The sequence below is a fragment of the Candidatus Endoriftia persephonae genome, from assembly GCF_023733635.1.
Taxonomy (GTDB): domain Bacteria; phylum Pseudomonadota; class Gammaproteobacteria; order Chromatiales; family Chromatiaceae; genus Endoriftia; species Endoriftia persephonae.
The window spans coordinates 805,808-818,511 of sequence record NZ_CP090569.1; the positions used below are offsets into that span (position 1 = coordinate 805,808).

The 12,704-nt window shown below is 60.2% G+C and carries 12 protein-coding genes; 6 read left to right on the forward strand and 6 right to left on the reverse strand.

The window, feature by feature from the left end; translation table 11 throughout:
• Positions 1–13: 13 nt before the first annotated feature.
• From L0Y14_RS03685 to L0Y14_RS03705, 5 genes are all read right to left on the reverse strand, one after another.
• Positions 14–1,207 (reverse strand): GGDEF domain-containing protein, encoded by a 1,194-nt coding sequence (locus L0Y14_RS03685; RefSeq protein ID WP_006475341.1) that lies wholly within the window; start codon positions 1,205–1,207, stop codon positions 14–16.
• 106 nt (positions 1,208–1,313) lie between these two features.
• Positions 1,314–2,441: an NAD(P)/FAD-dependent oxidoreductase gene (locus L0Y14_RS03690; RefSeq protein ID WP_006475340.1), complete on the reverse strand. Its 1,128-nt coding sequence runs from the start codon at positions 2,439–2,441 to the stop codon at positions 1,314–1,316.
• Positions 2,442–2,603: 162 nt separating this feature from the next.
• Positions 2,604–2,837 carry a hypothetical protein gene (locus L0Y14_RS03695; protein ID WP_005960781.1) on the reverse strand — a complete coding sequence of 78 codons (234 nt, stop codon included), beginning with the start codon at positions 2,835–2,837 and terminating at the stop codon, positions 2,604–2,606.
• A gap of 254 nt (positions 2,838–3,091) precedes the next feature.
• Positions 3,092–4,159, reverse strand: coding sequence for an efflux RND transporter periplasmic adaptor subunit (locus tag L0Y14_RS03700; protein WP_005960780.1), 1,068 nt, complete (start codon positions 4,157–4,159; stop codon positions 3,092–3,094).
• A gap of 11 nt (positions 4,160–4,170) precedes the next feature.
• Positions 4,171–4,527: a S24 family peptidase gene (locus L0Y14_RS03705; RefSeq protein WP_006475339.1), complete on the reverse strand. Its 357-nt coding sequence runs from the start codon at positions 4,525–4,527 to the stop codon at positions 4,171–4,173.
• A 131-nt stretch (positions 4,528–4,658) separates the two neighbouring features.
• Here L0Y14_RS03705 and L0Y14_RS03710 point away from each other — a divergent pair, with 131 nt between their 5' ends.
• From L0Y14_RS03710 to L0Y14_RS03730, 5 genes are all read left to right on the forward strand, one after another.
• On the forward strand, positions 4,659–6,446 hold the full coding sequence (locus tag L0Y14_RS03710) for an ABCB family ABC transporter ATP-binding protein/permease (RefSeq protein ID WP_040819825.1): 1,788 nt from the start codon (positions 4,659–4,661) through the stop codon (positions 6,444–6,446).
• On the forward strand, positions 6,443–7,630 hold the full coding sequence (locus L0Y14_RS03715; protein ID WP_251859251.1) for a tRNA nucleotidyltransferase/poly(A) polymerase-related protein: 1,188 nt from the start codon (positions 6,443–6,445) through the stop codon (positions 7,628–7,630). Before L0Y14_RS03710 ends, L0Y14_RS03715 begins: the two co-directional genes overlap by 4 nt.
• A gap of 10 nt (positions 7,631–7,640) precedes the next feature.
• Positions 7,641–9,284: an ATP-binding protein gene (locus L0Y14_RS03720; protein ID WP_081417712.1), complete on the forward strand. Its 1,644-nt coding sequence runs from the start codon at positions 7,641–7,643 to the stop codon at positions 9,282–9,284.
• On the forward strand, positions 9,285–9,932 hold the full coding sequence (locus tag L0Y14_RS03725; RefSeq protein WP_005960775.1) for a response regulator: 648 nt from the start codon (positions 9,285–9,287) through the stop codon (positions 9,930–9,932). It abuts the gene before it with no gap.
• A 173-nt stretch (positions 9,933–10,105) separates the two neighbouring features.
• Entirely contained in the window at positions 10,106–10,570 is a 465-nt protein-coding gene (locus tag L0Y14_RS03730; protein ID WP_006475335.1) for a rhodanese-like domain-containing protein, read from the forward strand.
• 70 nt (positions 10,571–10,640) lie between these two features.
• Here the strand turns inward: L0Y14_RS03730 and cysG are convergent, their stop codons facing one another.
• On the reverse strand, positions 10,641–12,065 hold the full coding sequence (cysG, locus tag L0Y14_RS03735) for a siroheme synthase CysG (protein ID WP_006475334.1): 1,425 nt from the start codon (positions 12,063–12,065) through the stop codon (positions 10,641–10,643).
• A gap of 167 nt (positions 12,066–12,232) precedes the next feature.
• On the opposite strand from cysG, the gene L0Y14_RS03740 reads away from it, so the two are divergent.
• Entirely contained in the window at positions 12,233–12,562 is a 330-nt protein-coding gene (locus L0Y14_RS03740; protein WP_005960772.1) for a rhodanese-like domain-containing protein, read from the forward strand.
• Positions 12,563–12,704 lie beyond the last annotated feature (142 nt).

Here is a 12,704-nt window from a genome sequence, read left to right on the forward strand (position 1 = left end):
CGAATAGATTGGCTCAGATAAATGCAACCTGGTTGCGACCGTTCTCTTTGGCTTGGTAGAGCGCGTCGTCGACCCGCTTCATCAGGCTGTCGGAGTTGTCATCGGAGAGCAGGCAGGTTACGCCGAAACTGCAGGTCAGCGGCTCGCCGGTTGGGAACTCGTGTGCCTCGATGCGCTGGCGCAGCCGCTCGCTGAGGGCCATGCCGTCATGCTTGTTGGTCTCGGGGCAGATGATGAGAAACTCTTCGCCACCCCAGCGTCCCACCTCGTCGTTGCCGCGTAGTCCGTTGCGCAGTTGGCTGGCGACAGCCCGGATCACCTTGTCGCCCATCTGATGACCATGCTGGTCGTTGACCGACTTGAAGTGGTCGATGTCGAGCAGTATCACGCAGAGTGCGGTGTTGCTCTTGCGGCTCTGCAGCGCCATCTGTTGCAGGATTAGGTCGATCTTGCGCCGGTTGTAGAGCTGGGTGAGGGCATCAACCTCCGAAAGATGGGCTAGCTCCCGGTTTCGCTGGGCCAGCTCTTTCTGGGTGGCGCGCAGGCGGTCAAGAGTGTAGATCAGCCGCAGGCTGCGTTCCTCCTCCAGTCCTGAGACGATGGCTCGCTCGACAATGCTGCGGTAGCGCTTGGAGATATAGCTGGCGAGCAGCACAAAGAAGGCAAGGAAGGCGATGCGCAGCAGGCTGTTACTGCCACTCACGGAATCGCTGGTGAAGGCCTCGGTGATAGAACCGAGCTGGACGCCGCCGCTACTGATGGTGACGAGGGTGACGAAACTGTAGGCGGCCACGGCAAATGCTCCGGAGACCAGGGTCAGGCGGGGCGAGAAGCGCAGTGTGGAGAGGCCGACCCAGATGAAGTAGAGCAGAAAGGCCTCGGTCTTGAGGGTGCGATAGCCGCCAAACGCGAAGATTATTAGCGAGAGCAGAAGTATATCGGTGGAAATTGAGACATAGCGTAGCCACCAGACCATAGGGCCCTTCTGCAGCTGCAGATGGACCACACCGGCATACAGCAGGTTGATCAGAGAGCCAAACAGGATCATTTGGAAAGAGTGGGCGGGAATCTCCTGACGGATGCCTACAGCTGCCCCAATATAGAGCAGAGTGAGCCAGAGGCGCACTCGGTTGATATAGAGCTCGCTCTTATGCTCTTCCTGCTCGAACGGTATCGGAGCCCGGTGTTGTGATTCCATGCTGCTCATGTGGGCATTATATCCATTCCAATGGACAAATACCCTTTAGGAATCAGATTCTTAGCTGGGGCGTGACCCAGGCTGTCAGCAGCAGTTGATTGCCGGCAGCGGTGAATTAACGATATTTGCGTAGATACCACCATTCGAAGAAACGCTTCAGCCAGTGGAACAGGCGCATGCTCGGCATCACGATATTGTGTTTTTGGGTGCGTGCCACCAGCATGCCGGTAGTTTGGCTGTCGATGATGCAGACCAGTTCCACCTTGAAGGTTTGTGTCGGTTCATGCCCCTTGAATTCAGCGACCAGGTTGGTGGCTGCCGCCTCCGCCTGCAGATCCGCCATGTGTGCCTGTTTTGGCATCCACTCGGGACCAGGGAAGCTGCCGGAGTCACCCGCCACATAGACCTGCGGCATTCCCTTCACCCGGCACTGGAGATCAGCTTTGATCAGCCCGCCAGGGGAGCGTGGCAGCTCGGTATTGTCGAACCACAGGTTGCCGGTCATGCCTGGCATGAAGAGGATCAGATCGGCGTGAAAGGCACCGCCCTCGGTGATCACGTTGGTCGTGGTGAACTGCTTCATCTTCTGCCCCAAGTGGGTCTCGATGTCACGCAGCTTCATCTCGCGCACCAGCCCCTCCACCGCCTTGGGGCCGAGGCGCTGACCGGGGTTTTCGGCTGGGGTGAAGAAGATCAGATTGAATTTGTCGCGGCGTTTCTCCAGGCGCAGCTGACGGTCGATGCCGAACAGGAACTCAAACATCGGGCCGCCGCGCATCGCACTCGGTTCCTTGGGGTTGCCGGCAAAGCCGATAGCGATGGTGCCGCCCTGCATCGCTTTCAGGCGCTCGCGGATCCGCACTGCGGCATCAATGCCCTCGCAGGGGGTGATGGCGTTCTCGATGCCCGGCAGCTTTTTGATGAAGCGGCCGCCTGAGCAGAGGATCAGACCGTCGTTTTCGATCTCGCCATCGCTGGTGATCAGGGTACGACCACCATCCTTCAGACCGACCGCCTCAGCGGCGTGGTGCTTGACCCGCATGCGCTGGAAGAAGGGGTTGAGGGGGACGATCAGATCTTCCGGCTGACGGATACCGCTGGGAATCCAGATGATCCCCGGTAGGTAGTGAAACTCTGCCTTGGGAGCCACCAGGGTGATCTCCATCTCCATGCCGCTGCTGCGCAGCTTGCGAATAGCGGTGAGGGCGGCAAAACCACTGCCGACGACGGTAACACGCTTCATGCGGGACTCTCCGGGGTTGTTGGGATTGCAAGCAGCGGCCCTGTGGAATGATACCCGGGCCTCGGGTTGACGCAGAGGTGCCTGCAGCCACAAGGATAGTAGCGGCAGTGTGGCTGCCGCTCAACCTGTGGATGATGTTATTCCCTTTGCAAGAGAGAGGTCTTAGAGCCCAACTAGCTCGCCATGCAGTCCCTGAAAATGGGTAATGCTGAGCAGATCTCTGCCACTGACTTTTTCGGGATTATATTCAAGGACGAAGAGGTGAGGGCGATTGTTTTCGTGGTGGACGGAGACTACCCCCTCGCGTTCGCGAAATGCAGATTCCAGCTGCTTCTGCCCGCTCTCATCCAGCGTCTCATCGACATGGATGGTGATGTCAGCCAGGTTGATATCCATGATGCTTCTCCCCTTCAGTCAGGACCAAAATATGCCGTGCTGCGGCTTCCACTTTTAGAATAGTTCACTGGCGCTGCCGTAGCGGGAGAAGTCGGGTTAGCATAGATATCGATCAAGGCCGGGAGTCAGTCCGCAAAAAACGCACATGAACGCGAACAATAATTTCTGACAACGGGCTGAAGTGGCGTAATCAGCCTTACATAGCATTCGCGTTTTTTTGCGTCATTTGCGGACTATTATCTCGCGGAGCCTGCTTAGGGAGCCTCCACCACCTTTATCTTGCTGCCGTCACGCAGGTTGAGAAAGCCTTTGATGATGACCTGGTCGCCGGGTTCGATCCCTTGGCTGATCTCGATCCGGCTGGCCAGATGGAGGCCGCTCTTTACCGTCACCCGCTCTGCCCGTTGCTGGCTATCGACGCGAAACAGATATTCGCCTTGGGTGTCACGCTGCAGTGCGGTGAAGGGGACGCTGAGGCGTTCCTGCTGGGCGCTGCTGAGAGTGACTCGGCAGAGCTGGCCGGGGCGTGCCCCCTTGGGGTTGGGCGTGAGCAGGATCTCCACCCGGCCCATGCGGCTTCTCGGGTCCAGCTCCGGATGGATGCGCAGAATTCTGCCGCTGTGCAGGGTGGGCCCCAGACCGTCGATGCTGACCTGCACCGGGTCGTTGATCTTCAGCTGCGGGATCAGCAGATCGGAGACCAGGATCTCGGTGATCAGGGAGTTGAGGTCGATCAGAGTCAGTAGATGCGTGTGGCGTGGTACCACGTCCCCGGGTTCTACCAGCCGTTGGCTGATGATGCCGCTGAAGGGGGCCTTGATGACGGTGTGGCTGATGCGAGTTTCGAGCAGGCTTTGCTCCGCCTCGGCCACCTCCAGCGCGGTCTTGGCCCTGGCCAGCTCATCCTCTGAGGTGGCCTTGTGCTGCGCCAGACGCTGGATGCGCTTCAGGTTGACCTGGGCCTGGCGGGTGGTGGCGCGGGCCTTGTCCAGCTCGGCCTTGAGCAGGTCATCCTCCAGTCGGGCCAGTAGGCGGCCCTTTTTTACCCGGTCGCCCTCGAACAGGGGCAGTTGGGTGATGCGTCCCTCCTCTTGGTTGAAGATGCGTACCCGCTGCCGTGCCCGTAGCGTGCCGCTGCGCTGCTGGTGGATGGTGCTGGGACGTCTCTCCACCCGTTCGACCACCACCAGATGGGCGCTGGGCGGGCGCTTCTTCTGCTTTACGCTTGCTGCCTGCTGCCCGCCCGAGAAGGGATTCTGGCAGCCCGACAGCAGTACCGTTGTCAGCAGCAGGAAGCAGAGAGGCTGTCGCTGCAGGCACATGGCGGTGGGGATCAGTTCAGGCTGCTGGGTTGCGGGGTGCCGTTGTCTGGCACATAGGGGGAGTAGTGTTTGATCTTACGGCGCAGGTTGCGCTGTACGATCACGCCGAGGATTTTGAACTCGCTGCCCTGCAGGTCGATCTCGGGGTAGCCCGGTTTCAGCGCCACCAGGCGTTTTTTGCCTTCGCCTTCCGAGATGTACTGGCGGAACCAGCGTTCGCCATCCACCTCGGCGATGATGTAGGCGCCAGTGGCGCAGACTTCGGCAGGCTCGATGACGATGATGCACTTTTCCGGAAACTCCGGCTCCATGCTGTCGTCCAGCACCTGTAGGGGGTAAAGCTCGTTGTAACTACACTCGTTGCTCATCACTCTTCAGCCAGAAAAATTGCCTAAATATAACGGGGCTGGCGCGGAGCCAACCCTGGGGATTGAACGGAATTCTGCGCAAAGCCGCCTGATTTCGATAAAATCCCGCTTTTTCACCGGCGCATTCTAGCATGTCACACATCATGGCCGACTCCCGGGTCCACAGCGACCGGCGGGACCTCCACAACCTTAGGAATATGCTGCCGTTTCTCTGGGAGTATCGAGGCCGGGCACTGTTCGCCCTGGCCTGTCTGGTGCTGGCGAAGATGGCCAACGTGGGTATCCCGCTGCTGCTGAAAGAGATTGTCGATATCCTGGAGCAGAGTGATAAAGCGATGCTGGTGCTGCCGCTCAGCTTGCTGCTCGCCTACGGCGCGTTGCGCCTCTCCAGTTCGCTGTTCAACGAGCTGCGCGACGCGATCTTCGCGCGGGTGCGCTACCGGGCGATGCGGCGTCTCTCGAACCGGGTGCTGAGCCATCTGCACGAGCTCTCGCTGCGTTTCCACCTGGAACGCCAGACCGGTGCCATTAGCCGTGATCTGGAACGCGGCACCCGCTCGGTCAGTTCGATCCTCAACTACATGGTGTTCAGCATCCTGCCGATGTTGGTGGAGTTCTCCCTGGTGGCGGCGATATTGCTGAGCCAGTACGACATCATCTTCTCCCTAGTCACCTTCGGTGCGGTGGCGGTCTACATCGGCTTCACTCTGGCGATCACTGAGTGGCGCATGGAGTTCCGCCATGCCATGAACCGGCTCGATTCCCAGGCAAACACCCAGGCCTTTGACAGTCTGATTAACTACGAGACGGTGAAGTATTTCGGCAACGAACGGCTGGAGCTGGATCGCTTCGATACCACCCTCTCAGAGTGGGAAGAGAACGCGGTGAAGAGCCAGACCTCGATGTCGCTGCTCAACTTCGGTCAGGGCGGCATCATCGCCATCGGTGTCACCCTGATCATGATCCTCGCGGTTGACGGCGTGGTCACAGGAGAGATGAGCATTGGTGATCTGGTGCTGGTCAACGCCTTGCTGCTGCAGCTCTTCATCCCGCTGAATTTTTTGGGCATGGTCTACCGCCAGATCAAATACTCGCTGGCCGACATGGATCTGATCTTCAAGCTGCTGGAGCGTGAACCCGAGATCACCGACGCTCCGGATGCCCAGCCGCTAGTGCCGAAGGGCGGCGAGGTGCGCTTCGAACAGGTCGATTTCCACTACCAGCCGGAGCGGCCGATCCTGCACCAGATCGACTTCACCATCCGCTCAGGCGAGAAACTGGCGGTGGTGGGCCACAGTGGCGCCGGCAAGTCGACCTTGTCGCGGCTGCTGTTCCGCTTCTACGATGTCACCAGCGGGCGGGTGTTGGTGGATGGCCAGGATCTGCGTTCGCTGACCCAGGAGTCGCTACACCAGGCGATTGGCGTGGTGCCTCAGGACAGCGTGCTGTTCAATGAGTCGATCCTCTACAACCTCGCCTATGGCCGCCCCGATGCCAGCCGTGAGGAGATCGAAGAGGCAGCGCGACTGGCCCATATTGCCGAGTTCATCGAGTCGCTGCCCGACGGCTACGACACACGAGTGGGAGAGCGGGGGTTGAAGCTCTCCGGTGGTGAGAAGCAGCGGGTGGCGATCGCCCGGGCGATGCTGAAGCGGCCGCAGATCCTGATCTTCGATGAGGCCACCTCGTCCCTCGACAGCAAGACCGAGCAGGCGATTCAGCAGACCCTCAAAGAGGTGGCGCGCCACCACACGACCCTGGTGATTGCCCACCGCCTCTCCACCGTGGTCGACGCCGACCGCATCCTGGTGATGGACCAGGGCAGGGTGATCGAACAGGGCACCCACCGTGAGCTGCTGGAGCGGCAGGGGCGCTATCAACAGATGTGGTTGCTGCAGCAACAGGAGCGGGAGTCGTGAGCGACTGGCCGCAGATCGATGGCGTCCAGGTCTACCTGGTCGGCGGTGCGGTGCGTGATCAGCTGCTAGAATTGCCGGTTCATGAGCGCGACTGGGTGGTGGTGGGGGGCGATGAGGCGAGGATGCTGGCGGCCGGTTTTCGTCGCGCCGACAGTGAGTTCCCGGTGTTCCTCCATCCCGACAGTGGTGAGGAGTTCGCGCTGGCCCGCACCGAGACTAAGACTGGTGCTGGCTACAAGGGGTTTGCGGTGCAGGTCGGTCCCGATGTGACTCTGGAGGCCGATCTGCGGCGGCGTGATCTGACCATCAATGCGATGGCGCTGGATCAGCAGGGGCGGCTGATCGATCCCCTCCACGGACGTGATGATCTGGAAAACGGCCGGTTGCGCCATATCAGCGATGCCTTTATCGAAGACCCGGTACGGCTGCTGCGGCTGGCCCGGTTTGCCGCCAAGCTGGGGTGCTGGGGCTTTCGAGTCGCCCACTCCACCCATCGGCTGCTGCAGCAGATGGCGGCCAGTGACGATCTGCTCAGCCTCAAGCCGGAGCGGATCTGGCGGGAGATGGAGAAGTCCCTGGCCGAGCTCCAGCCCTGGCGCTTCTTCGAGGTGTTGCAGCGCTGTGGTGCGCTGCAGCGGTTGCTGCCCGAACTGGATACTGCGCTGGGCTCGTCGGCTGGTCACGCTAAGCAGAGTGAGACTGATGGGTTTGCTGCGCTGAAGCGGGCCACCGGGATCAGTACGGAGAGCCATGTTCGCTTCGCCGCGCTCTTCTATCCGCTGCTGGGGCCGGGTGGTGATGTGCAGGCGCTGGTGCGCCAGCTGCGGGCTGGTCGTGCCTATGCAGATCTGCTGCGGCAACTGCAGCAGGCGGATCGTGGTGGGTTTCTGGCAGCTGCGCCTGAGGCGTTACTCGATACCGTCTCTGGCCTGAAACCGCAACAGCAGCCGCATCGATTGGCAGGCTTCGTAGCGGCGGCCAAGGCGCTCTGGCCTGGGCCGATGCAGCGCCTCGCACCACAGATTGAGCTGGCTTGCCGGGCGCTGGCTGAGGTCGATGCGCGGCAGTTGCAGGCGACAGGCTTGCAGGGGGCGGAGTTGGGCCAGGCGTTACGCCAGTGGCGCCTGCAACGGCTCGAACAGTGGTTGCGGGATGCTGACTTAAACGGTGAGGAATCGTGCTAGCATCTGCGCCATGACGACACTGGAGAGAGATGTGGCCGGCGCTGATCGAGCCCGCCCCGGCAGCCTGACGAGCGACGCCGAACAGTGGCCCAGCCTGCGCATCCTGGTGTCGGGCCACCTACTGCTGCCGGCCTCGGTACTGACACTGGCGCTGCTGGCCGCCCTGGTATTGGCGATCCTGCTCTACCTGGATGTCGGTAATGCCAAGCTGAACATGCCGCTGTTGGTGATTGCGGTGTCGCTGGCGGTGGTGATGCTGATCGTCACTATGGAGCGGCTGCGTACCCAGCTGCTGCTACCGCTGTCGCTGCTCGAGGAGACTGTCACCCAAGTCTGCCAGGGCGAGCCGGTGATCACGCCCCATCCGCCGGAGAAGAGCGGGGTGTTGAGCGCGATGGCGCGGGATATCGACAGCCTTAGCGAGGAGTTGACCGATATCTACGAGGATATGCAGGTCAGGGTGGCGCGGCAGACCGCGCGATTGGCGCAGAAGACCACCTCGCTGCAGCTGCTCTATGATGTTTCCGCCAGCATCAACCAATCGGAGAATGTGGATGAGCTGCTACTGCAGTTTCTGCGGGTGCTGAAGGGGATGCTCAACGGCCGCTCCGCCACTGTGCATCTGGTGGGGAGTGATGAGCATGTGCGCCTGGTCGGCAGCCTCGACCAGAATGATCGGCTGATGAGTGAAGAGGCACTGCTGCCGGTGCGGCTCTGCCAGTGCGGCAAGGCGCTGGTGCCGGGGGATATCATCTGCCCTAATGATCCGCGTGAATGTTCACGGCGAAATGGTCGACGTGTTTTTAGTGTGGAGCAGGTGGAACGGGTCTCGGTGCCACTCTGGTACCATGGCGACGTGCTCGGTTTCTACCATATCTATGTGAAGCGCCCCGGCATCTATGATGGCCGTGAGGATGTGCTGGATATCCTCAACACGGTGGGCAGTCACCTCGGCATGGCGGTGGCGAAACACCGTTCCGACAAGGAGGCGCGGCGTCTCTCGGTGGTCGAAGAGCGCACCACCCTGGCCCATGAACTGCATGACTCGCTGGCCCAGACCCTCGCCAGTCTGCGCTTTCAGGTGCGGATGTTGGAGGAGACTTTGGAGAAGCCGGGGCAGATGGGCGAGGCTCAGCAGGAGGTGCAGCGGATTCGCAACGGTCTCGACGAGGCGCATATGGAGCTGCGTGAGCTGATCAACAGCTTTCGCGCCCGGGTCGATCAGGGGGGGTTGCTGGCGGCGCTGGAGAAGTTGGTGGAGCGGTTTCAGCAGGAGACCGGCATCGCGACTTTTTTTCAGCAAGATTGCCGCAAAATCAATATGAACAGCAGTCAGGAGCTGCAGGCGCTGCGTATCGTGCAGGAGTCGCTGGCGAATATCCGCAAACATGCCCAGGCGCATACCGTGCGGGTGCTGGTGCGCTGTCGTGGCAAGGGTGACTACCTGCTGCTGGTGGAGGACGATGGTGTCGGTTTTGAAGAGACTACCTCGGAGGGCAATCCGGGCGAGCATATCGGCCTCTCGATCATGGAGGAGCGGGCGCGCCGGGTCGGTGGGCGACTCAATATTGAAAGTGAGCCGGGGGAGGGCACGCGGGTGGAACTAACCATCCATCGTGCCGAGACGACGCCCCGGTCTGTAGAGGTGGATTAGATGCGGGTAATGTTGATCGACGACCATGCGCTGTTTCGCATCGGCCTGCAGGAGCTGCTTGAGCGCCGTGGTATCGAGGTCTATGCGGTGGGGGACTGCCTGCAGGGTGTCGAACTGGTGCTGGAGGAGCGGCCGGATGTGGTGCTGCTCGACATGCGCATGCCAAATATGAATGGCATCGAGATGCTCAAGCAGTTGCGTCAGAGCGAGGCGAACATGCCGATTGCGATGCTCACCACCAGCCGCGAGGAGAAAGATGTGATCGACTCGCTGCAGAATGGTGCCCAGGGGTATCTGCTCAAGGATATGGAGCCGGACGAATTGATCGATGCCCTACAGGAGATCGTTCAGGGCAACTCGGTGGTTGCAAAAGAGCTGACCAGCATCTTGGCGAAAGCTGTACAGGGGGGTGAGCAGAGCCAGGAGAAGGAGAGTCACCACTCTCTGGCGGATCTGACGCCGCGGGAACGGGAGATCCTCTGTCATCTGGCGGAGGGGCAGAGCAACAAGGTGATCGCACGCAATCTGGGGATCTCCGATGGCACTGTGAAGCTGCATGTGAAGGCGATCCTACGCAAACTCGACGTGCACTCCCGGGTGGAGGCGGCGGTGATCGCGGTGGAGCAGAATTTCTGTCTGCGTGGCTGAGGCTGTGAATTATCATGGCGGCGCAGCGGCGGCTGCGGCCAAATGGCCCTGTTCGTTTTGTAGTAGCTAAGGAGCCTCTGAACGAATCCTGGTCTCGCATCTTGGGTCCGGAATCCCAATCTGCTTGGCCCAGATCCATTCAGAAGCTCCCTAACGAGTCCGAGAAGAATCTAATGAAAAAATTTCTGCAACTGATCAGCGATTGTCTCACCGATGTGGGGGAGATCATGCCCTGGGATCTGGAAGAGCGACTGCAGGCCAACCCGGAGCTGTTGGTGGTCGATGTGCGTGAGCCCTACGAGTACGATGCGATGCATATTGAGGGCTCGCTCTGCGTCCCCCGCGGCATCCTCGAATCGGCCTGTGAATGGGATTATGAGGAGACCATCCCGGAGCTGGTGCGGGCGCGTCAGCGTGAGGTGGTGGTGGTCTGCCGCTCCGGTTATCGTAGTGTGCTGGCAGCCTTCTCCTTGATGGTGTTGGGCTATGAGAATGTGGTCTCGTTGAAGACCGGCCTGCGCGGTTGGAACGACTATGAGCAGCCCCTGCTGGATGCGGCGGGTGAGCCGGTTGATATCGAGGTGGCGGATGACTATTTCACCTCAAGGGTGAGAGAGGATCAGCTCAGCCCAAAATAGCTCTTTTGAGCGCCGGCGTAGAAGCGAGCTGGAAACTTGCAGGGGCGCAGCTTGTGCGCCCCTGAGCTTCTCAGGAGTCGATTGGCGAGGTGGCACCCTGTTCTGAACGCGGTGGAGCCTGATACCAGGAGAGCTTCTCCTGCAGCTCCACCACCCGGCCGACAATGATCAGGGTCGGCGGCTTCGGTTGTTCCCGTTCCACGATCTCCAGGATGTTGGCCAGGGTGCCGGTGAAGACCCGTTGTTTATGGGTGGTGCCCTGCTGCACCAGGGCAATCGGCATATCCGCTGGCACCCCGTGGGCCTGTAGCTGTTCACGGATCACCGGTAGTCCCATCAGTCCCATATAGAAAACCACCGTCTGGTGCGGTTGCGCGAGCATCTCCCAGTTGAGGTTGATGCTGCCATCCTTCAGATGGCCGGTGACAAAGGTGACCGACTGGGCATAGTCGCGATGGGTCAGGGGGATGCCGGCGTAGGAGGCGCAACCAGCCGCCGCGGTGACGCCGGGCACCACCTGGAACGGCACTCCCTCGGCGGCCAGGGTGTCGATCTCCTCTCCACCGCGGCCAAAGATGAACGGGTCACCGCCCTTCAATCGCACCACCCGCTTGCCCTGTTTTGCCAGTTTCGCCAGCAGCTTGTTGATCTCCTCCTGGCGCATGGCGTGTCTGTCCCGCTCCTTGCCGACATAGATCCGTTCTGCGTCCTGCCGGGTCATCTCCAGGATCGGTTGCGCCACCAGCCGGTCAAACACCACCACATCCGCCTGCTGCATCAGGCGCAGGGCGCGGAAGGTGAGCAGGTCAGGGTCACCTGGGCCAGCCCCGACCAGATAGACTTCACCCATCTCGTCGCTAGGTCGGGTCTTTTCGAGTGCCTGCTCTAACAGATGTTCGGCCTCGTCGGTATGTCCGGAGAAGACCCGTTCCGCGACGCCGCCCTGCAATGCTCGCTCCCAGAAGATGCGGCGGTCGCTAGGCTTGTGGAAGGTCGTTTTGACCTGATCGCGAAACTGGCTGCAGAAGGCAGCCAGGCGACCGTAGCCGGCTGGGATCAGTGATTCAAGCCGGGAGCGAATCAGGCGTGCCAGTACCGGCGAGGCGCCGCCGGTGGAGATCGCTGCGACTACTGGCGAGCGGTCGATCACCGAGGGCATGATAAAGCGGCACAGCTCGGGCTGGTCGACCACATTGACTGGGATGTGCTGTGCCTCAGCCAACTCGGCGATCTGGCGATTGACGTCGGGGTCATCCGTGGCGGCGATTACCAGGCGGCAGTCATCGATATCCGCCAGCTCGAACTCTCGCGCACGGTGAGTGATGGTGCCGTCTGCGGCGAGAGATTCCAGGTTTGCGGTGAGTTGGGGGGAGACCACGGCTACCCTGGCACCGGATTTAAGCAGTGCAGAAACCTTGCGTTCAGCGACCTGGCCGCCACCAGCGATCAGGCAGGGTTGTTCGCGGATATCGATAAAAATTGGGAAAAAGTCCATAAATACAACCGATTGTTTTGTTGGTCAGGAAGATGACAGATGGCGTTCGTTCGGCCTGGTTGTGCGGTGCAAGGTTGCAGCGTGCAGTAGCCCGTGTCGCTGGGGGGTTGAAATATGCAGAAACATTAATATACTAATGCGCTCGGTTATTCAATAGGATTTTTATTGTGATAGTTCAGGAAATCGATGCTTCCGATCTGCAGACCCGTCTTTCCAATGGTGAAGAACTCCAGCTGCTTGATATTCGCAGTGCTGGTGAGGTAGCGCAAGGCATGTTGCCGAACTCAGAGCATATGGCAATGCATCTGATCCCAATAAAGATCAATGACATTCCCAAGGATAAGGATGTTGTTCTCTACTGTCACAGCGGCGCTCGCTCCCATCATGCCTGCGCCTATCTTGCCCAGCAGGGCTTTACCAACGTCATTAACCTGCGCGGCGGCATCCTGGGATGGGCCCGTTCAGGTTATGAGATCGCTGCCCGTATGGCGGGCTGATCGAGGCGGATATCGCCATCTGGCGGGAGGTTGAGCGGAGTCGGGAGACGCTTTTTTTCTTGCGTTTCATTAGCGCTTCGCATATAAACTAGCTCCCGTTATTTCATACATTTCGAATAGAATCATATTCTGGAGGTCCTAC

Bases quoted from the DNA above. Each gene is read 5' to 3' on its own strand.
- L0Y14_RS03690 (WP_006475340.1), bottom strand. From the start codon at position 2,441: ATGAAGCGTGTTACCGTCGTCGGCAGTGGTTTTGCCGCCCTCACCGCT.
- L0Y14_RS03705 (WP_006475339.1), bottom strand. From the start codon at position 4,527: ATGAGCAACGAGTGTAGTTACAACGAGCTTTACCCCCTACAGGTGCTG.
- L0Y14_RS03720 (WP_081417712.1), top strand. From the start codon at position 7,641: ATGACGACACTGGAGAGAGATGTGGCCGGCGCTGATCGAGCCCGCCCC.
- L0Y14_RS03695 (WP_005960781.1), bottom strand. From the start codon at position 2,837: ATGGATATCAACCTGGCTGACATCACCATCCATGTCGATGAGACGCTG.
- L0Y14_RS03700 (WP_005960780.1), bottom strand. From the start codon at position 4,159: ATGTGCCTGCAGCGACAGCCTCTCTGCTTCCTGCTGCTGACAACGGTA.
- cysG (WP_006475334.1), bottom strand. From the start codon at position 12,065: ATGGACTTTTTCCCAATTTTTATCGATATCCGCGAACAACCCTGCCTG.
- L0Y14_RS03685 (WP_006475341.1), bottom strand. From the start codon at position 1,207: ATGAGCAGCATGGAATCACAACACCGGGCTCCGATACCGTTCGAGCAG.
- L0Y14_RS03730 (WP_006475335.1), top strand. From the start codon at position 10,106: ATGAAAAAATTTCTGCAACTGATCAGCGATTGTCTCACCGATGTGGGG.
- L0Y14_RS03710 (WP_040819825.1), top strand. From the start codon at position 4,659: ATGTCACACATCATGGCCGACTCCCGGGTCCACAGCGACCGGCGGGAC.
- L0Y14_RS03725 (WP_005960775.1), top strand. From the start codon at position 9,285: ATGCGGGTAATGTTGATCGACGACCATGCGCTGTTTCGCATCGGCCTG.